This window comes from Pseudomonas sp. NFIX10, from assembly GCF_900111955.1.
GTDB classification, from domain to species: Bacteria; Pseudomonadota; Gammaproteobacteria; order Pseudomonadales; family Pseudomonadaceae; genus Aquipseudomonas; species Aquipseudomonas fluorescens_AA.
Genome location: NZ_FOKH01000037.1, coordinates 19,201 through 45,651, shown reverse-complemented (window position 1 = coordinate 45,651; position 26,451 = coordinate 19,201). Strand labels below are relative to the sequence as shown.

The 26,451-nt window shown below is 61.6% G+C and carries 26 protein-coding genes and 2 pseudogenes; 9 read left to right on the top strand and 19 right to left on the bottom strand.

Translation table 11 applies throughout. The features are described 5' to 3' along the window. Positions 1-136: 136 nt before the first annotated feature. Positions 137-253 (bottom strand): annotated as a pseudogene (locus BM321_RS31425) (aldo/keto reductase); the annotation flags it as partial. A 179-nt stretch (positions 254-432) separates the two neighbouring features. Beyond that, on the bottom strand, positions 433-774 hold the full coding sequence (locus tag BM321_RS25725) for a YajG family lipoprotein (protein WP_092204573.1): 342 nt from the start codon (positions 772-774) through the stop codon (positions 433-435). A 150-nt stretch (positions 775-924) separates the two neighbouring features. Here BM321_RS25725 and BM321_RS25720 point away from each other — a divergent pair, with 150 nt between their 5' ends. Next, entirely contained in the window at positions 925-1,164 is a 240-nt protein-coding gene (locus BM321_RS25720; protein ID WP_092326251.1) for a hypothetical protein, read from the top strand. A gap of 30 nt (positions 1,165-1,194) precedes the next feature. Here BM321_RS25720 and BM321_RS25715 read toward each other — a convergent pair whose 3' ends face one another. The 4 genes from BM321_RS25715 to BM321_RS25700 form a co-directional block, all read right to left on the bottom strand. Further along, entirely contained in the window at positions 1,195-2,130 is a 936-nt protein-coding gene (locus BM321_RS25715; RefSeq protein ID WP_092445603.1) for a hypothetical protein, read from the bottom strand. A gap of 174 nt (positions 2,131-2,304) precedes the next feature. After that, entirely contained in the window at positions 2,305-2,799 is a 495-nt protein-coding gene (locus BM321_RS25710) for a DUF2269 family protein (protein ID WP_092445600.1), read from the bottom strand. Positions 2,800-2,801: 2 nt separating this feature from the next. Next, positions 2,802-3,929 (bottom strand): saccharopine dehydrogenase family protein, encoded by a 1,128-nt coding sequence (locus BM321_RS25705; protein WP_092445598.1) that lies wholly within the window; start codon positions 3,927-3,929, stop codon positions 2,802-2,804. A gap of 78 nt (positions 3,930-4,007) precedes the next feature. After that, positions 4,008-5,195 (bottom strand): XylR family transcriptional regulator, encoded by a 1,188-nt coding sequence (locus BM321_RS25700; protein ID WP_092445595.1) that lies wholly within the window; start codon positions 5,193-5,195, stop codon positions 4,008-4,010. A 155-nt stretch (positions 5,196-5,350) separates the two neighbouring features. On the opposite strand from BM321_RS25700, the gene xylA reads away from it, so the two are divergent. The 4 genes from xylA to BM321_RS25680 all read left to right on the top strand — a co-directional run bounded on the left by xylA (position 5,351) and on the right by BM321_RS25680 (position 10,688). Next, entirely contained in the window at positions 5,351-6,667 is a 1,317-nt protein-coding gene (xylA, locus tag BM321_RS25695) for a xylose isomerase (protein ID WP_092445593.1), read from the top strand. 204 nt (positions 6,668-6,871) lie between these two features. After that, on the top strand, positions 6,872-7,873 hold the full coding sequence (gene xylF, locus BM321_RS25690) for a D-xylose ABC transporter substrate-binding protein (RefSeq protein WP_092165548.1): 1,002 nt from the start codon (positions 6,872-6,874) through the stop codon (positions 7,871-7,873). A 121-nt stretch (positions 7,874-7,994) separates the two neighbouring features. Next, complete coding sequence (xylG, locus tag BM321_RS25685) at positions 7,995-9,551, top strand: D-xylose ABC transporter ATP-binding protein (protein ID WP_092326245.1); 1,557 nt, start codon at positions 7,995-7,997, stop codon at positions 9,549-9,551. Continuing rightward, the gene (locus tag BM321_RS25680; RefSeq protein ID WP_092326244.1) at positions 9,552-10,688 is read left to right on the top strand and encodes a sugar ABC transporter permease; all 1,137 of its coding nucleotides are present in this window, start codon (positions 9,552-9,554) and stop codon (positions 10,686-10,688) included. It begins immediately after the preceding gene. A 29-nt stretch (positions 10,689-10,717) separates the two neighbouring features. Here BM321_RS25680 and BM321_RS30625 read toward each other — a convergent pair whose 3' ends face one another. Then, positions 10,718-10,888, bottom strand: coding sequence for a hypothetical protein (locus BM321_RS30625; protein WP_175534967.1), 171 nt, complete (start codon positions 10,886-10,888; stop codon positions 10,718-10,720). Positions 10,889-11,037: 149 nt separating this feature from the next. Between BM321_RS30625 and BM321_RS25675 the strand changes: the two genes are divergently transcribed. Together BM321_RS25675 and BM321_RS25670 are read left to right on the top strand one after the other, a co-directional pair. Beyond that, positions 11,038-12,177, top strand: coding sequence for an epoxide hydrolase family protein (locus BM321_RS25675; RefSeq protein ID WP_092445591.1), 1,140 nt, complete (start codon positions 11,038-11,040; stop codon positions 12,175-12,177). A 799-nt stretch (positions 12,178-12,976) separates the two neighbouring features. Further along, positions 12,977-13,252: a fructose-bisphosphate aldolase gene (locus BM321_RS25670; RefSeq protein ID WP_092445589.1), complete on the top strand. Its 276-nt coding sequence runs from the start codon at positions 12,977-12,979 to the stop codon at positions 13,250-13,252. Between the two features lie 179 nt (positions 13,253-13,431). Here the strand turns inward: BM321_RS25670 and BM321_RS30715 are convergent. Further along, positions 13,432-13,611, bottom strand: a pseudogene (locus tag BM321_RS30715) (mannonate dehydratase); the annotation flags it as partial. A 141-nt stretch (positions 13,612-13,752) separates the two neighbouring features. Continuing rightward, a complete protein-coding gene (locus tag BM321_RS25660) occupies positions 13,753-14,340 on the bottom strand; it encodes a TetR/AcrR family transcriptional regulator (protein ID WP_092445587.1) in 588 nt (195 codons plus the stop codon). Positions 14,341-14,495: 155 nt separating this feature from the next. Here BM321_RS25660 and BM321_RS25655 point away from each other — a divergent pair, with 155 nt between their 5' ends. Continuing rightward, positions 14,496-15,284: an SDR family NAD(P)-dependent oxidoreductase gene (locus BM321_RS25655; RefSeq protein ID WP_092445585.1), complete on the top strand. Its 789-nt coding sequence runs from the start codon at positions 14,496-14,498 to the stop codon at positions 15,282-15,284. A 99-nt stretch (positions 15,285-15,383) separates the two neighbouring features. Further along, a complete protein-coding gene (locus BM321_RS25650; RefSeq protein ID WP_092445583.1) occupies positions 15,384-16,400 on the top strand; it encodes an NADP-dependent oxidoreductase in 1,017 nt (338 codons plus the stop codon). A gap of 20 nt (positions 16,401-16,420) precedes the next feature. On the opposite strand, the gene BM321_RS25645 is transcribed toward BM321_RS25650, so the two are convergent. The 10 genes from BM321_RS25645 to BM321_RS25600 form a co-directional block, all read right to left on the bottom strand. Then, entirely contained in the window at positions 16,421-18,031 is a 1,611-nt protein-coding gene (locus BM321_RS25645) for a gamma-glutamyltransferase family protein (protein ID WP_092445581.1), read from the bottom strand. Between the two features lie 64 nt (positions 18,032-18,095). Further along, positions 18,096-18,875, bottom strand: coding sequence for an amino acid ABC transporter ATP-binding protein (locus BM321_RS25640; protein WP_092445579.1), 780 nt, complete (start codon positions 18,873-18,875; stop codon positions 18,096-18,098). A gap of 2 nt (positions 18,876-18,877) precedes the next feature. Continuing rightward, the gene (locus BM321_RS25635) at positions 18,878-19,654 is read right to left on the bottom strand and encodes an amino acid ABC transporter permease (protein ID WP_092445577.1); all 777 of its coding nucleotides are present in this window, start codon (positions 19,652-19,654) and stop codon (positions 18,878-18,880) included. 12 nt (positions 19,655-19,666) lie between these two features. After that, positions 19,667-20,473, bottom strand: coding sequence for an ABC transporter substrate-binding protein (locus BM321_RS25630; RefSeq protein WP_092326229.1), 807 nt, complete (start codon positions 20,471-20,473; stop codon positions 19,667-19,669). Positions 20,474-20,549: 76 nt separating this feature from the next. Then, a complete protein-coding gene (locus BM321_RS25625; protein ID WP_072410018.1) occupies positions 20,550-21,218 on the bottom strand; it encodes a GntR family transcriptional regulator in 669 nt (222 codons plus the stop codon). Positions 21,219-21,456: 238 nt separating this feature from the next. Next, on the bottom strand, positions 21,457-22,398 hold the full coding sequence (locus BM321_RS25620) for a helix-turn-helix domain-containing protein (protein ID WP_092445640.1): 942 nt from the start codon (positions 22,396-22,398) through the stop codon (positions 21,457-21,459). Between the two features lie 178 nt (positions 22,399-22,576). After that, positions 22,577-23,341: a 2-keto-4-pentenoate hydratase gene (locus BM321_RS25615; RefSeq protein WP_092445575.1), complete on the bottom strand. Its 765-nt coding sequence runs from the start codon at positions 23,339-23,341 to the stop codon at positions 22,577-22,579. Further along, entirely contained in the window at positions 23,338-24,945 is a 1,608-nt protein-coding gene (locus BM321_RS25610) for a bifunctional 3-(3-hydroxy-phenyl)propionate/3-hydroxycinnamic acid hydroxylase (protein WP_092445573.1), read from the bottom strand. Before BM321_RS25610 ends, BM321_RS25615 begins: the two co-directional genes overlap by 4 nt. Positions 24,946-24,947: 2 nt before the next feature. Then, positions 24,948-25,811: an alpha/beta fold hydrolase gene (locus tag BM321_RS25605; RefSeq protein WP_092445571.1), complete on the bottom strand. Its 864-nt coding sequence runs from the start codon at positions 25,809-25,811 to the stop codon at positions 24,948-24,950. A gap of 26 nt (positions 25,812-25,837) precedes the next feature. Continuing rightward, entirely contained in the window at positions 25,838-26,440 is a 603-nt protein-coding gene (locus tag BM321_RS25600) for an amino acid synthesis family protein (protein ID WP_092445569.1), read from the bottom strand. Between the last annotated feature and the right edge of the window lie 11 nt (positions 26,441-26,451).

Genomic DNA, 26,451 nt, shown 5'->3' with positions numbered 1-26,451 from the left:
CTGCATAAACGAGCACTAATGATCACAAACGAGCAGATATTGCCGGTTATGCAGCGAAGCGTCAAACCCGCTCATTCCAGCGAGCGCCTGCACGATAAACGGTCAAGCGCTCCCTGGGACATTCGTGCCCATGCCCAATGGCAGGAAGGGTCGAATTCGGCAGCCGACGCAACAACTGCCCGACCAGTTGCTCGGCATGGCCCAAACCATAAACCGCCGCCGTATCGATCCAGTTCACCCCGCATTCAACGGCACCGACGCCATGTGCCACCGGCCCTGAAAGCGCTCATCGAGTTCATCCGGGCGGACGATTGGCTAACGTGAACCGGCAGGCAAAAAAAAAGCCCCGCGACCGAGGACGGTGCGGGGCAAGGGAAATTGGTTGGTTGCGGCCAACCAAAGGAGCACGGTGGAAAAGCGTTTACGGGCCGGTCAGATGCATTCCTGTGCGGCGCGTTCGAAACTCGAAGGCAGGAGGTTGGAGGCCAGCAAGTGCCGCTCGTAGATGAATACCTTGCCGCCATCGCCGGCCTTGTAGGCTTCCAGCACGTTATCCGCCGACACTTTGCTCGGCACCACGATGCGGTAGCTGCGCTGGGTCTGCGAGACCACCGGGTTCAAGGCGTTGCCCTGCAATTTCGGTACGACGCATTCGGCGTATTGGGCCGGCGTCTTGCTGGTTTGCAAGGTCAGGGTCGGATCGTTCGGTGCCGAGGCACAACCGGCCAGCAACAATGGGGAAAACGCCAGGGGCAGCAAAAATAAACGGCGCATGGGTCAGGGTCCTGAAAATAAATACGGGGCTGCGTGTTCGATGGCGCTGATTTTCCAATGATTGCCGGCAAAGCAGAACTTGCATTTGGTAATGGTCACTATTACTCCTAGCAATAGTTGCAAGCCGAGAAAGAGTGATGAGGCCTATCCATGAGAACGTTTGATCTGATTCGCGACGCGGTATTGCCCGATTTCCGTGAGCGGGTGGCTGACTACTTGATCCAGTACGAAAGCGTGCTGTTGGGCAACACAGAACCCGACCAGGAGCTCAAGCGGGCCACGGCCAATCAACTGCGCGGTTATCTGCGCGGATTGAATACCACCCGGGTATTGGGCATGGCGGATTGGGAGGAGCTGGATCGGCGGGTGGTGGACACGTGGCTTCAGTGACAGGCCGGACGTACGGGACGTGTGTTCGATTCAGGGTGGCGAGGGCGATTGCTCCCGCCGGGCTGGGCTGCGATCTATCGCCGGCTGCGGCCCGACACTGGCTTGGGCCCTGTCCACCAGCCGTTGCACCCAGGCGGCGTCCTGGTCATTGACCACCCCGTAGCGGTTCGGCGGTAAAAAACTCCAGTGATGGGCGGCCTCCTCCAGACGCTTGAGCTCATCGGCAGACATCCAGTACGGCGTATCCACCAATGGCATCGGCGCACCGTCGAAACGCCGGCCCAGCTGCAGGTTCGTACCGGGGGCGAAAGCAATCGCCAGTTGCTTCCGGGGTTGCAGCAGCTTGTCCGATGCAGGCATTTGCCCTACCCGTGCGTAGCTGAAGTTGCCCGGATATTGCTCCTTGAGCACCAGCCAATGCCCCGCTGCGGTCCGGGCCAGGATCCATTGCGACACGCCGCTGTCTTGCACGCATTTCAGCTTGCCGTCGGTCCATTGCATGAGGGTGTTGCAGTCCGGATCATAGTCGTTGGACCACAGGCTGATGCCGCGGATGAGGGTGTGGTGTTCGAGTTCGACCAGCCCTTGATCGGGCATCGATTGCCAATAACGCTTGGTCGGGTCGCGCTTATCGCGCAAGTAGTTATGCAGGACCCAGGCGGCCATGAACAGCAAGGTGACGAGCACAAGCCAGCCAAGGGAATCCCCCACGATCCGGTCAAGATCGACGCCTGGGGCGGATAACCCCTGATAGACCAACAGTCCCAGTAAAAACGCGATGCCCGGCAACACCGGGCCCAGGCACAACGGCGGCACCAGCACCATGATCCAGCTGAAGCGATGCATGGTCGCACGCTCACGCGCCCAGGCCTGCTCCTGAGCAAGCATCGGCGCCCGCTCCCGAGGGCCGATGTCAGGATCGGGCGTCTGGAAACGCATGTACAGGGTGTAGGTGTCATCGCTCATGGATCGGATCATGCCCTTGAAGTCATCGTGTTAGACACACATTCATCCCCATCGCCCAAATTCGCCCCTTGCTCAAGCCAGGCGAGACAATGGTCCTGCTCGACATCCGGATCATGAACGACATTTCTTGAAGGTATCCACGCCAGAGAACAACCCGGTGCAACGGATCGATATTTAGACCAGGAGTCGCTCGACCCACTGCTGTGGCGTCACCTTCGTCACCATGATCAGCACAATGACAAACATCCCCAAAAAGCCCAGAACCCCCATCCAGAACCACTTCCGATACACGGTTGAGTATCGATCTTCGAGCGTGCGTCCATCCCTCGCCGCGCTCGACGCCATCACGTACAAGCGCTTCTGGAACACCAGCACAGGCAGCCACAACGCCCCCACGCACAGGAAAATGATCAACGACGTCATGATCCATTCCGTGGTCAGGGGAAGTCCGGCCAGTCTCGTTAGCAGGTAACCCGTCACTATCTGAATGAAACCCGCCGGCGTGGTAATCCAGGTATCGAACCGGACGACCGTCCTGGCCACATGGGCAATGACCTGCGGATTGGCGGTGCGGCTGGCGGCGATCAGGTAGAGGTAGGATCCCATGCCGAAGCCGAACAGGAAAATGGCAGCGATCACATGGATGTACTTCAAGCACAGATAGAGCATGGTCAACCCTGCCCGTCAGAGAAATGCACGGACAGGCTGAGGTTTTGCGGATCGTTGATGGCGGCCAGGTATTCGTCGACGGTGATTTCACCCACACAGGCCCGAGCGCCGGGTTCGGGCAGATACCCTTGGGCAACTTTTGCCGCCAAGGCAACGGCTGCACAGCTGGGAATTTCCGGCCCTTTGTCGTTCATGGCGGTGAGCTGCACGTTCAACGACAGCGGCTCGCCATCGGCACCGATGCCATGGACATCGATGTACATTGCGCTTTTGCCATCGCCAAATCGTTCGAACCAGAGCCCCCACCGATGAAGCCTGGCCGCCCAAGGGAGATGGTCGCGCACCAGCCCCATCCTCATTGCCTGGGCCAGCAGGTAGTTGGCAATACCGCCGAGCTTCAGGCCTGCGCCGGCCTTGAAGCTCAGGTTCTGGGCACCATAGCGGCTGGCGAAGATATCCATGTCCGGCACGTCGACATTGGCCAGTACCCGGGTGCCCATGTAGCGCATTCTGCGAAGCGTCAGGTCCTGCCATCCCAGAACCTCATGCACCCGGCCATTCCTGAGTTGCCTGATCGGCTTACCCGCATAGGCGAGAACGCCTTCGACGGTGGACAACCCCGGCATTTTGGCCGAAGAGGAAATACCATGCTCGATCGTGTCGATGCGTTTAAAGCGATGCCGCTGCTGATCGATGAGGGCGGCCGAGAGCGTCGGCACTGAGCTGCAACCACTGAGGATCGCCACGCCTGCCTGTTTTGCCCGGGTGTCGAGTGCGCCAATGCCGGTGACGAAGGCTCTGCTGTCCGACAAGTCGCAGTAATTCACGCCAGCGTCGATGCAGCTCTCGGCGACGGCATAGGATTGCCCTTGAAAGGGGCCGCCGGTATGGATGACCCATTGGATGTTCATCAAGCCAAGGACAGATTTGAAGGCTGGGCCCATGGCGTCGCCGCACCAACTTTCACATACCGTGCCCGATCGGGCGTTCAACTCATCGACTTTGCGCTGCAGTTTTTGGCCGTCGCGCCCCGAAATCACCAGCTGTACGCCTGGCATCACCACCAGGTGCCTGGAAACGATACTGCCGAAATTTCCATACCCACCGACCACCATGACCCTGAGCGTCATTCCATCCGTCCCTCAATATTCGATGAAGCCCGCAACCTTGCCACAAGGACGACGCGGTGGTGTACCCCTTGTGGCGAGTCATTGAGTTCCCGCACTTGCCCCCTGCTGATACTCCCGGGGCGTGCAGCCGAATTCGCGGCGAAACACCGTGTGCAGGTATTGCGCCGATTTGAAGCCGCAATTCTGGGCGATGTCGGCAATCGGCACGTCGGTGTTTTCCAGCCCGTTGGCGGCGGCGGTCAGTTTGAAGCGCAGGATTTCATCGTGGACGCTGCAGCCCCGTTCCTTGCGAAAATGCGCTTCCAGCGATGAGCGCGATATCCCTACATAAGCCGCCACCTGGGCCGTCTTGATGCCCTGGCAGGCGTATTGGCGGATGAAGAGCAGTGCCTGCATGACATAAGGGTTGCCCAATGGTTGATGCAGGCTCGACACCTGCACATTGACCGCATCAGGTGGAATTAGAATCTGTGTGCCCGTGGACGGCATGCCGTGCAGCATTTGGTGAAGCAGGCGTGCGGCGGTGCGGCCCATGGTCTCGGTGCCCTGGATCACCGAGCTCAACGGCACCCGCGTCAGGCTGCGGGTCAGCGGGTCGTTGTCGATGCCGATCAACGCCACTTGCTCCGGCACGGCGATCCCGGCGGTCAGGCAGGCTTGCAGCAGTTGCCGGGCGCGGGCATCGCTGACGGCGATGATGCCGATGGGCTTGGGCAGGCTTTGCAGCCAGGCGATCTGCTGTTCGACGGCGCTGTCCCAGAGCGGTGCGCTGGTGCCCATGCCGCGATAGACCTCGGCCGGCAGGCCGTCGCGCTGCACCAGCCGGCGAAAGGCTTTCTCCCGTTCCTGGGCCCAGCGATTGGCTTGTGCTTCAGGCAGGCTGAAACAGGCGAAGCGGGTCAGCCCGGCCTCGATCAGGTGCTCGTAGGCCAACCTCATCAACGCGTCATTGTCGGTGGCGACATAGGGAATGCCCTTCGGGTAGGCGCGTTCATCCTGATAGGAACCGCCCACCGCCACCACCGGCAGCTTGATCCCGGCCAGCGCCTCGCCGATCAGCGGGTCGTCGAAGTCGGCAATGATCCCGTCGCCCTGCCAGCGCTCGATGCCTTTCAAGCGGCAGAGAAAATCCTCCTCGAGAAACAAGTCCCAGGACGCACGCGTGCTGCTCAAGTAGTTGCCGATACCGCTGATGATGCCGCGGTCGTAGATCTTGCTGCCGTTGAACAACAGTGCGATGCGGTGAACGGGCGGGACGGTTTTCATTGGTTTAACCCTGTGCCGGTGGACACAGACTAGGCGCGCGGCCGACGAATCTCAATACTCAAAATCGAACTGCCCGTTGGTGATTTTCATAATCAGCAGCCACGGGGCCGGCGTTAGTATCGAGACACCGCCAAGAATAAAAAGGAAACCCGCACATGCCGTACTTCCCCGGTGTCGACAAGATTCGCTACGAGGGCCCCGCCAGCGATTCGCCGCTTGCCTTCCGTCACTACGACGCCAACAGACTGGTGCTCGGCAAACCCATGCGCGAACACCTGCGCATGGCGGTCTGCTATTGGCATACCTTCGTCTGGCCGGGGTCGGATGTGTTCGGTGCCGGCACGTTCAAGCGCCCATGGCAGCACGCCGGGGATCCGATGGAAGTGGCCATCGGCAAGGCCGAAGCGGCCTTCGAGTTCTTCTCCAAGCTGGGCATCGACTACTACTGCTTCCACGACACCGATGTCGCCCCGGAAGGTCGCTCGCTCAAGGAGTACCGCAACCACTTCGCCCAGATGATCGACCACCTGGAACGCCATCAGGAGCAGACCGGGATCAAGCTGCTGTGGGGCACCGCCAACTGCTTCAGCAACCCGCGCTTTGCCGCAGGCGCCGCCAGCAACCCCGATCCGGAAGTGTTCGCCTGCGCCGCCGCCCAGGTGTTCAGCGCCATGAACGCCACCCAACGCCTCAAAGGCTCCAACTACGTATTGTGGGGCGGTCGCGAAGGCTACGAAACCCTGCTCAATACCGATTTGAAACACGAGCGCGAGCAACTGGGCCGGTTCATGCGCATGGTGGTCGAGCACAAGCACAAGATCGGCTTCAAAGGCGACCTGCTGATCGAACCCAAGCCCCAGGAGCCGACCAAGCACCAGTACGATTACGACAGCGCCACGGTGTTCGGCTTCCTGCAGCAGTTCGGCCTGGAAAACGAGATCAAGGTCAACATCGAAGCCAACCACGCCACCCTCGCCGGGCACAGCTTCCATCACGAGATCGCCACAGCCGTCTCCCTGGGGATCTTCGGCAGCATCGACGCCAACCGCGGCGACCCGCAAAACGGCTGGGACACCGACCAGTTCCCCAACAGCGTCGAAGAAATGACCCTGGCCACCTACGAAATCCTCAAGGCTGGCGGCTTCGGCAATGGCGGGTTCAACTTCGATTCGAAGGTTCGGCGCCAGAGCCTGGACGATATCGACCTGTTCCACGGCCATGTCGCCGCCATGGACGTCCTCGCCCTCGCCCTGGAGCGCGCGGCAGCCATGGTACAGAACGATCAGTTGCAACAGTTCAAGGACCAGCGCTACGCAGGCTGGCAGCAACCGTTTGGCAAGGCGGTGCTGGCCGGCGACTTCAGCCTGGAATCGTTGGCCGAGCACGCCTTTAACAACGAGCTCAATCCCCAGGCTGTCAGCGGTCGCCAGGAAATGCTCGAGAACGTGGTCAATCGGTTTATCTACCCCTGACAAATGTGGCGAGGGGATTTATCCCCGCTGGGCTGCGAAGCAGCCCCCGGAAGAACAAACTGATTTGTCTGCCCCACCAAAGAGGCCGTTACATTCTCGCGACAAATCTGTGCCCACGGCGCCTCGCAACGCTCTACAGTTCTACCCGGTATCACGCTCATCGTCAGGCAGTGTCTTTCAAACAACAATAAAAGGACGCACTACATGAAAACATTCAAACGTACCCTGCTCGCCGGCGCCCTCGCCCTGCTCTCGCTTCCGGTCATGGCCGATGCGGCCCATCCGAAAATCGGTTTCTCCATCGATGACCTGCGCCTGGAACGCTGGTCGCGGGACCGTGACTACTTCGTCGCGGCGGCGGAAAAACTCGACGCCAAGGTCTTCGTCCAGTCTGCCGATGCCAACGAGCAGAAGCAGATCTCGCAGATCGAAAACCTGATCTCCCGTGGCGTCGATGTGATCGTCATCGTGCCGTTCAACGCCACCGTGCTGACCAACGCCGTCGCCGAAGCCAAGAAGGCCGGGATCAAGGTCGTGTCCTACGATCGATTGATCCTCAATGCCGATATCGACGCCTACATTTCATTCGATAACGAAAAAGTCGGCGAGATGCAGGCCAGTGGCGTGCTCAAAGCCGCGCCCAAGGGCAATTACTTCCTGCTCGGTGGCGCGCCCACGGACAACAACGCCAAGGTCCTGCGCGAAGGCCAGATGAAGGTGCTGCAACCGGCCATCGACAAGGGTGACATCAAGATTGTCGGCCAGCAGTGGGTGAAGGAATGGAACCCCACCGAAGCCTTGAGCATCGTGGAAAACGCCCTGACCCGGAACAACAACAAGATCGATGGCATCGTCGCCTCCAACGACGCCACCGCCGGCGGCGCCATCCAGGCCCTGGCCGCGCAGAAAATGGCCGGCAAGGTGCCGATCTCGGGCCAGGATGCCGACCTAGCGGCGGTCAAGCGCGTGATCGATGGCACCCAGACCATGACCGTCTACAAGCCACTGAAACTGATCGCTTCCGAAGCCGCCAAGCTTTCGGTGCAACTGGCGCGTAACGAGAAACCGGCCTTCAGCTCGCAATACGACAATGGCAGCAAGAAAGTCGACACCATCCTGCTCACCCCCACGCCGTTGACCAAGGACAACATCGACCTGCTGGAAAAAGACGGGTTCTATACCAAAGCGCAGATCGCCGGGCAGTGACCTGGGTGCACGTCCTGGGTTAAGCAAAGTCCCTGTGGGAGCGAGCTTGCTCGCTCCCACAGGAGCTGATTGACTTCAGGGTTCCTGCCTCTGTGTGAGCCCTTTTTCACGAGCCTTCGCCATGTCCGATTACCTGCTGCAAATGAACGGCATCGTCAAAACCTTTGGCGGTGTCAAAGCCCTGAACGGCATCGACATCAAGGTCAGGCCCGGGGAATGCGTCGGCCTGTGCGGTGAAAACGGCGCGGGCAAATCCACGCTGATGAAAGTGTTGTCGGCGGTCTATCCCCACGGCACCTGGGAAGGCGAGATCATTTGGGACGGCCAGCCGCTCAAGGCGCAATCCATCAGCGAAACCGAAGCCGCCGGGATCGTCATCATTCACCAGGAACTGACCCTCGTCCCCGACCTGTCGGTGGCGGAAAACATCTTCATGGGCCACGAGCTGACCCTGCCCGGCGGGCGCATGAACTATCCGGCGATGATCCACCGCGCCGAAGCCCTGATGCGTGAACTCAAGGTCCCGGACATGAACGTGTCGCTGCCGGTTTCCCAGTACGGCGGTGGCTACCAGCAGTTGGTGGAGATCGCCAAGGCACTGAACAAGCAAGCCCGGCTGCTGATCCTCGACGAGCCCTCCTCGGCCCTGACCCGCTCGGAAATCGAGGTGCTGCTGGACATCATCCGCGACCTCAAGGCCAAGGGCGTTGCCTGCGTGTACATCTCCCACAAACTCGATGAAGTGGCCGCCGTGTGCGACACCATTTCGGTGATCCGCGACGGCAAACACATCGCCACCACCGCCATGACCGACATGGACATCCCGAAGATCATCACCCAGATGGTCGGACGGGAAATGAGCAACCTCTACCCCACCGAACCCCATGACATCGGCGAGGTGATTTTCGAGGCGCGCCACGTCACCTGCTACGACGTCGACAACCCCAAGCGCAAACGGGTCGACGATATTTCCTTCGTCCTCAAGCGCGGGGAAATCCTTGGCATCGCCGGACTGGTCGGCGCCGGTCGTACGGAACTGGTCTCGGCGCTGTTCGGCGCCTACCCCGGTCGCTACGAGGGCGAAGTCTGGCTCAACGGCCAGCAAATCGACACGCGCACGCCCCTCAAGTCGATCCGCGCCGGTCTGTGCATGGTCCCCGAAGACCGCAAGCGCCAAGGCATCATTCCGGACCTGGGCGTGGGCCAGAACATCACCCTGGCGGTGCTGGACAATTACTCGAAACTGACCCGCATCGACGCCGAAGCCGAACTGGGCAGCATCGACAAGGAAATCGCGCGCATGCACCTCAAGACCGCGAGCCCGTTCCTGCCGATCACCAGCCTCTCCGGCGGCAACCAGCAAAAAGCCGTGTTGGCGAAAATGCTCCTGACCAAGCCCCGCGTGCTGATCCTCGACGAACCGACCCGCGGTGTGGACGTCGGCGCCAAGTATGAGATCTACAAGCTGATGGGCGCCCTGGCGGCCGAAGGCGTATCGATCATCATGGTCTCCTCGGAGCTGGCCGAGGTGCTTGGGGTCTCCGACCGCGTCCTGGTGATCGGCGATGGCCAGTTGCGCGGCGACTTCATCAACCACGAACTCACCCAGGAACAAGTGCTCGCCGCCGCACTCAGCCATCCCGACGGCCATAACAATAATGATCGGAAGTCCGCTTAGATGAATCAGGTCAAACAGCTGTTTTCCCGCTACAAAATGCTCGCCCTGGTGATCGCCGTGGCGATCATCTGGCTGTTCTTCAGTTGGCAGACCGACGGCGGGTTCGTGACCCCGCGCAACCTCTCCAACCTGCTGCGGCAGATGTCCATCACCGGGATTCTCGCCTGTGGCATGGTGCTGGTGATCATCAGCGGCGAGATCGACCTGTCGGTGGGCTCGCTGCTTGGTCTGCTGGGGGGCCTGGCGGCGATCCTCGATGTGGTTTATCACATCCCGCTGCTGGCGAACTTGAGCCTGGTGGCCTTGTGCGGTTTGGTGATCGGCTTGGCCAACGGCTACATGACCGCCTACCTGCGCATTCCGTCGTTCATTGTCGGGCTGGGTGGCATGCTCGCGTTTCGCGGCGTCCTGCTGGGAGTGACCGGCGGCACCACCATTGCCCCGGTGTCACCGGAACTGGTCTACGTCGGCCAAGGTTATTTGCCGCACACGGTCGGGACCGGGCTTGGCATCCTGCTGTTCGCCCTGACCCTGTTCCTGACTTGGAAACAGCGGCGCAACCGCGCCCTCCATGGCCTCGCGGCTCATTCCCTGGTGCGTGACGTGTTGCGCGTGGTGGTGATCGGCGCGGTGCTGGCCGGGTTCGTCTATACCCTCAACAGCTACGACGGCATCCCGGTACCGGTGCTGCTCCTGCTGATCCTGCTGGGGGTGTTCAGCTACGTCACCAGCCAGACCGTGTTCGGCCGACGCGTCTACTCGGTGGGCAGCAACATGGAAGCCACGCGCCTGTCCGGTATCAACGTGCAAGCGGTGAAGCTGTGGATCTTCGGCATCATGGGCGTGATGTGTGCCCTCGCCGGCGTGGTCAACACCGCACGCCTGGCCGCCGGCTCCCCCTCGGCCGGCAACATGGGCGAGCTCGACGCCATCGCCGCCTGCTTCATCGGCGGTACCTCCATGCGCGGCGGCTCCGGCACGGTCTACGGCGCCCTTCTCGGCGCGTTGGTCATCACCAGCCTGGACAATGGCATGTCCATGCTTGATGTCGACAGTTATTGGCAGATGATCGTCAAAGGCAGCATTCTGGTGCTGGCGGTGTGGGTGGATGTGAGTACGCGGACGGGGCGGCGTTGAGGGGGGCCTTCATTTTCTGGCAAACGCCATCAATGCACCGAAGTCTCAACCGCTTTCGGATCAGCGACCTCGATCCAGCCCTTGCGCAAGTAATCCTGCGCGACAATCTTGCGGATCATGAAACAGTAAACGACATGCAGCAGCGCCGTAGCCCCAGCCATCCCTTGATCACTGTCCGGGCTCTTGAAATAGCGTGCCATGTACCACTCCTTCGTTAGAAACTTCCGTTTTCAAGTTGCTGTACCCACCCAGCGTCAAGCACGGCCAGCGGGCTACACTAGCTGCGCGCGGGCCATGCCGGCAACTGATTTGCCATGCAATGGAAGTCATTTTGACAATAGGACGGAACATGTTCGTCGAACCTTTCGCTATCGACATCCCGGAACACGCCCTTGAAGACCTGCGGCACCGTCTGAAGCACACCCGGTTACCAGAACCTCTGGCCGGGCAAGGTTGGCGCGAAGGCATGGACATGGAGGTGCTGCGGGAACTGCTCGCCTATTGGTCGGACACGTTCGATTGGCGCGCCCAGGAAACGGTGCTCAATCGCTTGCCGCAATTTGTCGCCGACCTCGGTGGGCAAAGGGTGCACTTCATTCATCAACGGGGTATCGGCCCGGCACCGATGCCGTTGGTCCTGACCCATGGCTGGCCTGGTTCCTTCATCGAGATGCAGCGCATCATCCCGCTGCTGACGGACCCGGCCCGCCATGGGGGTGATCCTGCGGACGCCTTCGATGTGGTGGCGCCGTCGCTGCCCGGCTACACCTTTTCCGCGCCGTTCCAGCAATCCGGTATGGGGCCCTGTGAAGTGGCGGGCTTGTGGAGTGAGTTGATGAGCGGGCTGGGTTATGAACGGTTCGGCGTCCAGGGCGGGGACATTGGCGCGGGCGTTTCGATGTGGTTGGGCGTGCGTTTTCCCGAGCGGGTGACGAGCATTCACCTCAACTATATTCCGGGCTCCTATCGCCCTCCCATGGGCGAAAACGAGCCAGCGCCAACCGAGGCAGAAACGGCCTTCCTGCAACGCGCGGCGGCATTTGCCGATGCCGAAGGCGCCTATGGGCACATTCAGCGAACCAAACCCCAGAGCCTGGCGGTGGGCCTGAATGACTCCCCGGCAGGGCTGTTGGCGTGGATGGGGGAAAAAATCCTGTCCTGGTGTGATGACAGCCCCGCCATCGATCGTGAATGGTTACTGACCAATGTGACGCTGTACTGGCTGACGCACTGTATCGGTTCGTCGTTTCGTCAGTATGTGGAAGGCAGCAAGCGGCCATTGCTGTTCAACAGCGGCGAACGTTTGAAGCCACCGGTTGGAGTCGCGCTGTTTCCCAAGGAACTGCCCATGCCACCACGGAGCTGGGTGGAACGTTGCTGCGAGGTGAAACGCTGGACCGTGATGCCTCGGGGTGGTCACTTTGCTGCGTTGGAACAGCCGGAGTTGTTGGCGGAGGATATCAGGGCGTTTTTCCGCGGCTGTCGTTAGAGGGCTCCTGTGCCTCCATGTAGCGAGGGGATTTATCCCCGCTGGGCTGCGAAGCAGCCCCAAAACCAGGCACCGCGCTGCAACAGGTGAACCGCGTTGGCCGGTTTACGACTGCTGCGCAGCCGAGCGGGGATAAATCCCCTCGCCACAGGGAACCATGTCACCTGTCCAAATAGGAATGTGAATTAGCCTCTCGATATGCGCAGTGACGGTGATTGGCCGTCCTAAAATCTCGTAGGAATTTACACCCTGTGGCGAGGGAGATCCCGCAGCCTGCGATGAGGCTGCGCTGTCGCGCAGAGAACATGCCGATAAATCGGCAAATAATTTATCTTTAAAATCAATTAGATAAATTTTGTTCTATAAGAGCTTGCTCCCGCTGGGCTGCGAAGCGGCCCCAAACCGGCCGCCGCGTTTCGCCAGACAGACCGCCGGCACCGATTTTACGGCGGCTGCGCCACCGAGCGGGAGCAAGCTCCCTCGCCACGGGGGGCGGGAGCGTCCTACAGGCCGGTTGTGGGTACCGGGATCGACTTCTATAGTTGGGCTCGTCGCTGGCTTTGGTCAGTGGCTGGGTTTCGCAGCCCGACAGATACGGTAGCAACCAAGCATCATAAAAGTGACAATGAGCGCCTTTGGCGTTCGACGTCATTTTATGGTGGCTGTGTGTGGGAGATCTTCGGGTCTGCCGGGTTCCTTCGTATCCTCGGTCTGCGAACCCACGCGCAGCTACCACCCATTCGTTTCGCAGCGGATCAAAGTAGCTTTTTCTTGATACGAAGAATGAGTAACTATTGCCATGAATCAACGCGATCAACGCTTCACACCTCTCACCCCAACCGCCAACACCCACCCCGTCCTGCTGATCGACACCCACGCTCCACTGCCCGAACTCCATGCCTGTGCCAGCGAACGCCTGCACGCCACGCTCGACTACCTGACCTTGGTGGCCTGCACCAGCCTGAGCGACTCGGCAACTCGCGACATCAACACCATCACCAATGTCGCCCGGATCCTGGTGCAGGATGTGGCGGATGTGTTCGGCGTGATCGAGCGGCGCGGGCTCGAAGGCTGAGCCATTGTGGGAGCGAGCTTGCTCGCGATGGCGGCGGCACAGTCAATATCTTTGCAGGCTGACATACCGCTTCGCGAGCAAGCTCGCTCCCACAGGGAAATGCATTTAGCCCGATAACCCCACAGGAATTCACCTTCCTCACCACGGGGTTCCTGGGCCACACCACGGCCAGTTCCACCCGCCAGGCCCTTGAGGCGGCCGATCAGTGAGTAGCCGGGATTGCTTTTGCGGTGCTGATCATCAAGCAGTTGATGCCCATGGTCTGGACGCAGCGGCAAGCGCGGGCCGCCTTCGCGTTCACGTCGGCGCTCTTCAGCCACCAAGGCACCGATGACTCCGACCATGTCGACGTGGGCGTCTTCGGCGGTGGACGGGATGCGTGGCAAGCCGAGCAGTACCCCAGGTGCTCGCGCAACTTGGCCTCGTCGATGTCGGCGTAGCTGCACAGCAAGATTGCCCACTGGGGGTCAGGGCGTCGCTCTAAGGCCAATCGGTATCCGTCAAGGCTGCTGCGCCGGCAATGGCGGCAGTGATGCGATGATCCGGGCGCGGCAGACCTCGAGGATTTCATCAGCCAGGGCGGAATCGTCCGGGCAGGCCCGCGACAACATGATCGCGCCAACGGCATGGGCCAACATGTCGAGCATTTTCGCCCTGACCTCTGCCTGCGGCGCGTCTTGCCCGGTCTCGTACCGGCTCTCGAGCGCCGCCAGCATATTTTCGATGCCGCTGGAAAAAGTCGCCTTCAGCTCGGGCGATTGACGAGCAGCGTCCCCGCACAGTGCCGCCATGGTGCAACCGCCACCCGGGGCGTCACGGTGATTGCGGGACACGTAAAGGTTGACGAACCCCGGCACATCGAGACCCGCGTTGTTGGTCAGCGATTGCGCCAGGCTGCGCGCGGCCGCTTCGGCCATCAGGTCGGCCTTGGAGCCGAAATGTTTGTAGAAACCGCCATGGGTGAACCCGGCGGCCGCCATCAGATCCGCCACACCCACGCCGTCAAAGCCTCGCTCGCGAAACAAGACAGACGCCGTCTCGACGATGTGCTCCCGATTTGCCTGGGCCTGAGCCTTGGTCACCCGCATTTTCCACTCCTCGTGCTGCTCGAAAATCACCCTAACATCATACATAGATGTCGAGCATAATCAAATTCGTTGACAGTTTAGATTTCGATCATCATCCTAATGGAAAGCCGTGCTCGTCAGGCGGCGGCTCATCCCCTTGAAGAAGAGAAATCCCCATGGACACTCACACAACCGTTCTCATCACTGGCGCTTCCACCGGCATCGGCGCAGCCTACGCCCAGCGCTTTGCGCAACGCGGCCACAATCTCGTCCTGGTGGCCCGCGACAATGCGCGCCTGCAAGCCCTGGCCGCCAAGCTGCGCAACGAACACAATGTTGCCGTCGACATTCTCCAGGCCGACCTGACCCAGATCAGCGACCTGACGACAGTCGAAGCCCGGCTGCGGGACGACGCCAGCATCGGTATCCTGGTCAACAACGCCGGCGCCGCCCAGTCCGGCACTTTCATCGAGCAGTCGACCGACAGCGTCGCGAACCTCGTGTCGCTCAACACCACCGCACTGGTCCGATTGGCCAGCGCCATTGCCCCTCGCCTGGTCAAAGCGGGTGACGGTGCGATCATCAACATCGGCTCCGTGGTCGGCCTGGCACCGGAATTCGGCATGTCGGTCTACGGCGCGACCAAGGCGTTCGTGTTGTTCCTCTCCCAGGGACTCAGCCTGGAACTGTCGCCTAAAGGGGTCTACGTGCAAGCCGTCCTGCCGGCCGCGACCCGTACCGAAATCTGGGAGCGCGCGGGCATCGATATCAACACCTTGAATGAAGTCATGGAAGTCGGTGACCTGGTCGACGCCGCGCTGGTCGGTTTTGACCGTCGCGAGCCGGTGACCATCCCGCCGCTGCAGGAAGAGGCACGCTGGGATGCCTTGCAGGCGGCGCGCCAAGGCCTGCTTGGGCAAATCAAGCAGTCCCAGGTTGCCGAGCGCTATCAAGACCTGGCGTAACCATCGTTCAGCGGGCGCCAGCGCGAAGGACAGCGCTGGCATCCCTGGATGCCTGGCCGGATGACCAGTCCGCGGCATCCCTTATGAGAGCAAAGCACCATGAAGGCATTTTTAATCGACCGCTACGGCAAGCACAGTGGACGTATCGGCGACGTGCCAGCGCCTGAAATGGCTGACCACGATGTTCTGGTCCGCGTGCATGCCGCCGGCGTCAACGTCCTGGACTCAAAGATCCGCAAAGGCGAATTCAAGCTGATCCTGCCCTACTCGTTTCCCTTGGTATTGGGGCACGACGTGGCCGGGGTCGTGATGCGGGTGGGATCCCGTGTCCAGCAGTTCAAACCGGGGGATGAAGTCTATGCCCGCGCCCCGGATGGGCACATCGGCACCTTCGCCGAGCAGATTGCAGTGAACGAAAATGCCCTGGCCCTGAAACCCACGAACGTCAGCCTGGAGGAAGCCGCCGCCCTGCCCTTGGTCGCCCTGACGGCCTGGCAGGTGCTGGTTGAAACCGCCCAGGTGAAGAAAGGCCAAAAGGTGTTCATCCACGCCGGTTCAGGTGGCGTCGGCACCCTCGCCATCCAGCTGGCCAAACACCTCGGCGCCTTCGTTGCGACCACCACCAGCACCGCCAATGTGCCCTGGGTCAAAGCACTGGGAGCGGACGTTGTCATCGATTACAAACAGCAGGATTTCTCAAGCGTTCTGCAGGACTATGACGTCGTGTTGAACAGCTTGGGCGCCGATGAACTGGAGAAGTCGCTGAAGATCCTCAAGCCCGGCGGCCAGCTCATTTCCATCTCGGGACCACCCACCCCACAGTTCGCCAAGGCCCAGGGCTTGTCCTGGCCGCTGCGGCTGATCATGGCCCTGCTGAGCAGCGGCATACGCCGCAAGGCCCGCCGAAAGGGGGTGAGCTACGCCTTCGTGTTCATGCGGGCCAGTGGTCCTCAACTGCGTGAGATCACCACGCTCGTCGAGTCCGGCAGCCTCAAGCCGGTGGTTGACCGATCCTTCGCCTTCGACGCGACGGCCGATGCCCTGGGTTACGTCGAGCAAGGACGGTCCAAGGGCAAGGTCGTCATCAAGATCCACTCAGGCATGGCCGATGAGTGAAACCCGTTTGCCGGCGCTCATCACCACACCGCAATATGCGAATCCGCCCGGGGTTCAGTCCCGCCGCACAGCACACCGCTGACCGGGTTGCGCAGGATGATCTGGCCGCGCCCATAGTCGGTCAGGTCGCTGGCGATCTGCACCTCGTGCCCCCGTCGCGCCAGGGCATTGGCCAGGTCCCGTGAAGCCCCGTGTTCGATCCCGACCTTCATGTCTCCCAGCCATTGCCAACGCGGTGCGTCCAAGGCCGCTTGCGGGTTGAGGCCGAAATCCACCAGGTTCATGACCATCTGCACATGCCCCTGGGGCTGCATGTAGCCGCCCATCACGCCGAAGGGGCCGAGGGCCTCGCCATTACGGGTAAGGAACCCGGGAATGATGGTGTGGAAGGTTTTCTTGCCCGGGGCCAGGCAGTTGGCGTGGCTCGGATCGAGACTGAACTCCTGCCCGCGATTCTGCAGGGCGATTCCGCTGTCGGGCAACACCACGCCGGAGCCGAACCCATGGTAGTTGCTCTGGATGAACGAAACCATGTTGCCTTCCCCATCCGCGGTGGCCAGGTACACCGTGCCGCTGGCGTGGGGATCGCCGGGCTTGGGCGGTCGGGCCTGTTCGCCGATTTGCCCGCGCCGACGGGCGCTGTAGTCATCGCTGAGCAGGTCAGCCACCGCCACGCGCATGTGCAGGGGGTCGGTGATGTAGTGCAGGCCGTCGCTGTAGGCCAACTTCATCGCTTCCAGTTGACGATGCCAGGTCTGTTGGCTGTCACGCTGATCGAAGTCGAAACCTTCCAATATCTTCAGCGCCATCAAGGCCACCAGGCCCTGCCCGCTCGGCGGGATTTCCCAGACATCCACGCCTCGGTAATTGACGTGGATGGGGTCGACCCACTGGGCGCGATAATCCCTGAGGTCCGAGGCGCGCAGGTAGCCGCCGCTGGCCCGGGAGTGGGCGTCCAGGCGCTCGGCCAACGCACCGCGATAGAGGCTTTCGCAGCCGGTGTCGGCCAACTCCTGGAGCGTGCGCGCCTGGGCCGGGTTGCGAAAAATCTCCCCGGCCCGTGGCGCCCGGCCTTCGATCAGGAAAGTCTCGAACCAGGCCTCCAGGACGGCATCGCGATGGGGCGTGAACTCGTTCAGCGCGATCTGCCATTGATGGGCAACCACCGGCGACAGCGCAAAGCCGTCCCGGGCCAGGCTGATGGCCGGTTGCAGCAGCTCGGCAAAGGGCAGTTTGCCAAAGCGCTGCGACAACTGCGCCCAAGCCGATGGGCAGCCCGGCACGGTCACCGGTGTCCAGCCATAGGTGGGCATCTGCTCATGACCGGCGGCCTTGACCGCCTCGATGCTCAAGGCCGCTGGCGCATGACCGTTGCCGTTGAGGCCGTGTAGCTGGCCCTTGCACCAGACCAGGGCGAAGGCGTCACCGCCGATGCCGCAGCCAGTGGGCTCCACCACCGTCAGCGCCGCTGCCGTGGCGATGGCGGCGTCGATGGCATTGCCGCCTTTTTGCATGATCTCGATGCCCGCCTGGGCCGCCAGGGGCTGGGACGCGGCGACCATGCCCCGGCGGGCGAAAACGCTCTGGCGTTGGGATGGATAAGGGTATTCGTGGGCAGAAAATGTCAGCATGGAGAAAGCTCTTCAATACAGGAATTGATTGACCGGACTCAAGGCGTAGACAACCTTGCAGGGGTCATAGCACCCGGCTGAGGAAAGCCCGGGTCCGCGGGTGAACGGGGTGACAGAAGATCTGCTCTGGCGGCCCTTGCTCGATAAGCTCGCCCTGGTCCAGGACCACCACACGGTCGGCCACTTCCCGGGCGAAGCCCATCTCATGGGTCACCACGACCATGGTCATCCCCTCCTCGGCCAACTCCTTCATCACTTGCAGCACCTCGCCGACGGTCTCCGGGTCGAGGGCACTGGTGGGCTCATCGAACAGCATGGCCTGGGGCTTCATGGCCAGGGCCCGGGCAATGGCCACCCGTTGTTGCTGGCCGCCGGAAAGCATCGACGGGTAGTGATCGGCTTTTTCCGCCAGGCCGACCCGCTCCAGCAACCCGCGGGCCTGTTCCAACGCAACAGCACGCGGCACACCGAGCACCTGGATGGGCGCCTCGATGATGTTTTCCAGGGCGGTCATGTGGGGGAACAGGTTGAAGCGTTGGAACACCATGCCGATGTCCCGCCGCTGCCGGGCGATGTTGCGCTCCGACTCACGCACCAGGCTGCCGTCGGCGCGCTCGCGATACCCCATGGCCCGGCCATTGACGCGGATGCGTCCGCCCTGGATGTCTTCCAACAGATTGATGCAACGAATGAAGGTGGTCTTGCCGGAGCCCGACGCACCGATCAGCACCACCACTTCGCCACGCCGCACTTGCAGGGAAATGCCCTTGAGAATCTGCAGCTTGCCGAAGGACTTGTGCACGTCCAGCGCCTCGATGATCAGCTCTTCGCTTTTATGCGCCATGGTTAACGTGCCCTCAGCAGATTCAGGGTGCTGCGACCGAACATCCGCGTCGACGCCGGCGGTGGCGACGAAGGCCGATCCGATTGGCCGAAACGGGTCTCCAGCCAGCGCTGGAAAAAGCCCCACAACGTGGTCAGCAACAGGAAGTAGATCGCCACCACCAGGTACAGCTCGAACACCCGGAACGTCGCCGACGTGACCATCTGGGTGCTGAGCAACAGTTCCTGGACGCCGATCACACTGACCAGCGTGGTGTTCTTGAGCATCACGTTGAACTCGTTGCCCAGCGGCGGAACGATGACCCGGAACGCCTGGGGCAGGACAATGCGGCGCATCAATTTGGCGAAGGTCATGCCCAGGGAACGTCCGGCCTCGTATTGGCCCTTGTCCACCGAGCCGATGCCGGCGCGGATGATTTCGGCCATGTAGGCCCCTTCGTTGAGGCCCAGGGCAATGATCGCCGCCTGGATATTGCCGGGGATCACCAGGCCGAACAGGTCGATGTCTTCGAAGCGGAAAATCCCGCCGGCGGCCAGCGCGGTGTAGAGAAAGACGATCTGCACCAGCAACGGCGTGCCGCGCATCAGCCACACGTAAAAGCGCACCGGCAAATGCAGCAAGGGGTTGCTCGACAACCGCAGCAACGCGGCGGCCAGCCCCAGGGCACAGCCCAGCAGCATCGCCAGCACGCTGATCAGGCAGGTCAGCCAGAGCCCGGTGAGGTACACCCCACTGGGCTGCAGCAGGTACTGCCAGAACACATCCCAATTGAAACTCATCGATGGTTCACCTCAATCAAGCGTATCGCTGGCGACATGCCATTTGCCCAGCAGTTGGTTGTAGCTGCCATCGCTGCGCATATCGCCGATCACCTGCTGCACGGCGGCGGTCAGTTGCGGATCGTCCTTGCGAATGCCCAGGCCGGTGAGAATCCGGCTGAAGGCCGGCACGCCTTCCTCGAACAGGTCGGGCGCCATGGCCGCGTAGTAACCGGCGGTTTCCACGGTGGTGCCGTAGGCGTCGACCTGGCTGATGCGCAGGGCCTGGAAGGCATCGGTGTCGGTGTTGTAGACCACCAGCTTCATCGCCGGCTTGCCGGCCTTGGCCAGGGTTTCGTTCTCGGTGTCGAGCAGGGTCTTGATGGTGGAACCGTTGAGCACCGCGACCTTGTGCCCGGAGAGATCCGGCAGTGTCTTGAGGCCCTTCGGATTGCCCTTGGGCACCACCACCGCCTGGCTGGAATACATGTAGTTGACGATGTCGATCACCTCGCGGCGCTCGGGCTTGTCGAACAACTGATCAACGATCATGTCGCACTGGCGAGCCAGCAACGCGGGGAGCAATCCGGAAAAGGGAATGACCCGCCACTCCACCTTCTTGTCACCCAGGCGCTTGGCGATTTCCAGCCCCAGGTCCACGGTCAATCCCTTGGGTTTCTGCGCCTCATCAAAAGACACCAGCGGCGGCGAATCCATACCTGAGCAGTAGACGAGTTTGTCGACCTTGAGCAAACGCTCCGGGACAACGGGCGCGGCAACCGCCCATTGCGCACAGAAACCCAAAGATAAAGCGGCAACCAACAGGCGAGGCTTATGCATGACCAGACACTCCAGTTCAGTAGGTAACGGGCAGTACTCAAAGTCAGAACACGGGCAGGCTCGGGGCCTGCTCTCGTTATTTTTTCGATTGCAGGAACTCGATCAATTCAGGAACGGTGCCTTCGATGTGCGCACGCACCACCGCCTCGGCCTTCTCGGCATCGCCCGCACGCAGGGCGTCGAGGATCAACATGTGCTCCTGACGCGCACTCAGGGGTTTTTCCACATGCTGCAGCCATAGGCGCATGGGCGCTTCGATCAGGGAATAAAGCGCGCTGATCTGCTTGAGCAATCGCGGGCGACCGCTGAGGCTGCACAGGTATTCATGGAAGGCGCGATGGCGACTGACCCACTCGGCGCTTTCCTCGCGGTAGTCGTCCATCTCGTCCAGCAAGCGCTCCAAGGCGGCCAACTGGCGCTCGCCAATGCGTGCTGTCGCGACACGAACCGCCAGGCCTTCCAGGGCGCTGCGCATTTCGAAGACTTCGTGCAGCTCATCAATGTCCAGGCCGCTGACAACCGCGCCGCGATTGGGTCGCAGGGTCACCAGGCCCTGGGCATCCAGACGGCGAAAGGCCTCGCGCACCGGCATCCGGCTCATGCCGATCTCGTTGGCAATGTCCTCGGCAATCAACCGGTCGCCCTTGCGTAACCGACCACCACAAATGGCATCGAGCAGGAAGTTGTAGGCCTCCTCCTCGGCGGTCATGGGCGGGCGTTCAGCGTATGTCGGAGCAAATTGCATGGCAGCACCCTCTGCATTTTTGTATCCAATTATCCATGGATTCAAAAAGGCAGAATACGTGCCAACTTCTCACGCAATCGTGCAAGCGTTTGATTTGAAGGAATTTACCGAGGAGAAGCGACTGGCTGCCGTGAGCCCTGCCACAGGCGGGGCTGCAGCCCTGTGCTACCAAACAGCTCAGCGGCTGCCCTTTATAAGTGCGCGATGGTGCTTCGGTAACACCGCAAACGGCGGCTCATCATGCCGGCGCCCTGGGCGTATCCGAGGGTGACTCGCCAAACAGCGCCCGATAATGGAACGCAAAATGGCTCAGGTGGAAAAACCCCATCTCGACGGCGATCTCACTGACGTTCTGCGCCGCCGCATGGGTGGAAATCAAACGGCGGCGCACCGCATTGAGCCGCAGGTTGCGCAGGTACTCCACCGGGCGCATCCCGGTCACCGCCTGGAAACTGTTCTGCAGGGTCCTGCGGCTGACCCGCAATTGCTCGCACAAGTCGAGAATGCTCAAGGGCACATCGGCACTGGCGACGACCAGCTCCTGGCAACGCTTGACCAGGTAGGCATTGACGGCAAAGTTGCCGCGTCGGCCGCGCACCTCGTCCGAGGCGTGGCTGAACAGGTCGAGAAAGGCATTGAGCAGAACGTCTTCGAGGATTTTTTCCGAAGCAGGATTGACGGCGTCCGCCTGTTCCAAAAGGCGACGAAACAGTAGCTGGATGCGTTGTTGCACGCGGCGCAGCACCACCTCATCCACGCTGACCTGGGACACGTTTTTCAAACGCTTGAGCTGTTCGCTCGACAGTTCGTAGGCCGCCAGCTTGGCGAACCGCACCGTGTCGACATTGGCCGCGAAGAAATGCATGCCCTCCGGGGCGTGCAAGACGAAGTCCTCGCCATCGCGCAACAATACGACGCTGTGGGCGCCCACCTGGTGTCCCTGGACCACCGGCGCACCGCCCAGCGACATGGCAATGCACAAGCGCCCTTTTGGCGCGCAACCGTGCTGCACCACGCGTTTATCCAGCACCTCCTGGAAAATCTGGAAACGTTCGGCGCACACCTGGCGCAGCTCGCTGGAAAGACATCCACGCCCGAGCTGGTCATAGACTTGTTGCCAGCCCAGGATCGAACCGGCGTGTTGCTGAGGATCATTGAAGGTACGGACTTCGGCGAACATGATCATTGGTCCTCGGTGGCCCTGCGTTTATTGCCTGGTACGGTCGCTCAAGGACATCTAAACCCCGTGGCGAGGGAGCTTGCTCCCGCTGGGCTGCGCAGCAGACCCATTTTATGAGCGCTTCGCACTCAAGCGGGAGCAAGCTCCCTCGCCACGGGCTCCTTTGGGTGAACAGTACTTACTGCCGGAAAACCAAAGCCAGTTCCATGCCAAGCATGTCCAACCGATACTCGGCGGCCTTGATCTCCAACGGTGCCAACAAAGCGCCGGACAGCACCACTTGGCCTGCTTCAACGCACTGCCCGTCGGCCAGCAAGCGCCGCACCAGCCAGCACAGGTTGGCCTGGGGCGTGTCCTCGCGTGCCTGGGCATTGCCCTCGCCACAGGGCACCCCATCGCACGCCAGGCGATAGTTCACGTGGGCCAGTTGTTCGGGATGGAACTTGACCCGCGCCCCCAGGCAATACAGCCCCGCGGCGGCATTGTCGGCAAGAAACGCGCCGACGCCGAAACGCCAGCCCTGCCAGCGGCAATCGGCAATTTCGAACGCCGGCGCGACGTCGGAGATGGCCGCGAGGATGTCCTCGTCGCTGTAGAAACCCGGCACCAGCGTACGCCCCAGGACAAACGCCAGCTCGATTTCCAACTTCGGCTGGATCAGCCGCGCAAGCGACACCCCACGGCCAGGTTCCACCACCATGGCATCGGTCAGCGCGCCCAATACCGGCTCATCAATACCGAAACGGTCCTGGGCGGCGCGGCCGGCGAAGGCCACTTTCCACCCGGTCAAGCGCTCACCACCGGCCAGGCGCCGGCGCAGCGCCTCGCGCTGCAAGGTGTAGCCCGTCGTCAGGTCGACGGCCTCTGGTTCCAACGACGGCAAGGCGTGCACGGCCTGCGCGGCATCGTGAAGCCGAACCAACAGATGATCTTCGCGGCTCATGAGAGTTGCTCCGCCAGTTTGCGCAACACGCCCTCGAGCCGCTCGGGCGTGGTGATCGCGGCCACGAACCGATCCGGCCGCACCACCACGACACAATCACGCACCTTGGCAAACCATTCGCCGAGGCGGTTATCGACGTCCTCGACACAAATGGCCCCGCTGGCAGACAAGGGTTGGTTGCGCCCCACGCCACTGCGCGAGCGATTGATCTGGATGAAGCGCGTCTCCCAGCGCGCCCACCAAGCGGCGGTTTCTTCGCTGAGCGGTTCGCTCGGGTCGACCCGATACCCCAGCACCGCATAGGAATGCCCCAGCACCTCGTCCAGGCGTCGGCGCTGGCCCTGGACATCTTCGATGGACGGCTGGATGAACAACTGCCCGACCAGATCATCCTCATGCAGCTCGGCGCGCTCGTGATACACCAGGCCCTTGGTGATGGTCGCCTTGGGTTTGAACTTGAACTCCAGCAAGTGCGAACGCAGGTTGTCGACGCTGTTGACGGCCTGGAACAACCAGTCCCGCACCCCCGCCATCAACGGGTTGGTCAGCCCCAGGACGGCGCCCATGTTGTCGGCCAACGCGATGAGATCGGTCGCATGCCCACGGCGCTCCTGGTCGTAACTGGCCAGGATCGCCGGCGACGCCCGCCCTTGGAGAATCGCGGCGAGCTTCCAGCTGACGTTGGCGACATCACGCAAGCCCGAATTGAGCCCCTGCCCGGCCCAGGGCGGGGAAATATGCGCCGCATCCCCCACCAATGCCACACGGCCCTGGACAAAGCGCGCCGCGACCCGGGAATTATGGGTGTAGGCGCGGATCCGGATGATTTCCAGTTGATCGACCGCATCGCCGATATGCCCACGGATCAAGTCCCGGATCGTCGCCTCTTCGCACATCCGGGTTTCGTCTTCGCCCTCCAGGAGCATGAACTCCCAGCGCCGTTGCTGATACGGCAGGTAGATGCAGACGAAAGGTCGCTGAGGGTCGGCATGCAAGGCGGTATACGGTGCATCGAGGGTGTCGTTGGCCGTATCGATCACCACCCATTTGCGCGGATGGGTCAGCCCCAGCAGTTTGATGCCGAGTTTCTTGCGCACGCTGGAGCGTCCGCCATCGGCACCAATCACGTACTGCGCCTGCAACTGATAGAGCTCGCCCCCGGCGTCGCGCACCTGCAAGGTCACACCCTCGGCATCTTGCTCCAGGTCGAGCATTTCATGGCCCTGGCGCAGCTCGACGGTGGTGTGTTTGCCCAACTGCTCGCGCAATGTCGTTTCCAGCAACTGTTGCATGAAGATGTTGCGCATCGGCCAGCCATAGTTCGCCGTGCTCGGCTTGACCTCGGCAAAACAGACGCCCCGCGCATTGTAGTAACGCAGGGGCACGTTGCAGATCATGTCCCGCGCGGCCAGTTCGGCGATACCGATGCCCTGCAACACCCGCAGCGCCTCGTCATCCATGCCCACCGCGCGGGGATACGGCAGGACGCCGTCAGCCAACTCAAGGACGATGCAGTCGATACCGTACAGCCCCATGTAATGAGCGGCCGTGATCCCGTTCGGGCCGCCGCCCACGATGACAACCTGGGTTTTCTCCTGCTTCATCGCTATTCACCGCTTTGTTGTTGTGGTTGTAGGCATTGGTCGTGCAAGTAGTCCATGACGACATGGTTGAACGTGTCCTCCTGGTCGTCATGGACATAATGGCTGGCATCGGCGATTTGCGCTGTAAGCACGCGCGGATTGGCCTCTTTCATCGCCGCCAGGGTCGCCTCGGGCAAGAAATCGGAACGCGCGCCCCGGATGAACAGCGTTGGGCAATCCAGCGCCCGGACCGCCGGCCACAGATCGGTCGGGGTGATGCTCAGGCGCGCCTGGGCAATGCCGGCCTGATCATGGCGCCAGCCGATGCCTGCCGGGGTTTCCTTCATCGAATGGGTCAACCTGGACGCCAACCCCTGGGCGGACAGACCGGGACGTGAGCGGCGCCAGAACTGCGCGGCACTTTCCCAGTCGGGAAACGACAGGGGCGTCTGGCTCATCTCGCGACGGATGCGCTCGGCACCGTCGCCGTTGATCGACGAGCCGGGGCCAATGTCTTCGATCACCAGGGCTTGCAGGCGTCCAGGATTGAGCCGGGCATACTCCAGCGCATTGGTGCCGCCGAGGGAATGCCCCACCAGGACGAAACGCTCCAGCCCCAGGTGCGTGACCCAATCTTCCAGATCGCTGACATAGGCTTCGGTCCGGTAGCTGGAAGCCTCTGCCCAGTCGCTGTCGCCACGGCCGCGCTGGTCCAGGGCGTGGCAACAGAATTGCTCGCCCAATGCATTGGCCAGGGACGCCCAGGTCTGGGCATAGGCCCGCAGCCCATGGAGCAGCAACACGGGAATGCCTGACGCGTTGCCCCACGACAAGTAGTGCAGGCGCATCCCCGAACGATTGGTGAAGAACTGGCTGTTTGCAGACATTCGTTGGCTTCCCACGTCAGCGCACCTCAATACAGGCCGTCATTGCCCTTGACGTCAGCGGCCCGCAGACCACCCAGGCGTGCATGCAAACGACCGCGCGTGGCGAAGGCCCAGATGATGATCAACTCGTCGGCCGAGGGACCATCGCCGAACGCCAGGGAAATGCTGTCGTAATGGGAGCGGACATACAGCGCGTCCTTGTGGGCTAGCGGTACGTCGATGGTCACGCCAGGCCCGCCCCGCTTGCCGGTGGAGGGCACCCAGGACTTGCCACCGCCCAATGCGACACGGATCGGATCCGCCGCCGGATTGGTCAGCAACGCATTGCCGTGCTCGTACTCGCCCTGGCTGCCCACCAGGCACGCCTTGCCGTAACTGACAATCTCATGCTCGCCGGCCAAGGCTTGGATACGCCGACCAAACTCCTGGCCCAGCAAGGGTGACGGTTCTATCAACTCGGCCAGGCTTTCGCTGAAACGTCCGGCATAAGGGTTGGCGATCACCGCCCCAATGGCGTACTTGAACAGCGGCTCGCCATCGGCCAACTGGCCGGTTTCGTTGGCCAGGGTTTCCTCGACGAAGCTGTACCATTTGCGGATGTGGTAACTGGCGAAATTCGCGGTTTTCATCAGACTTGCCT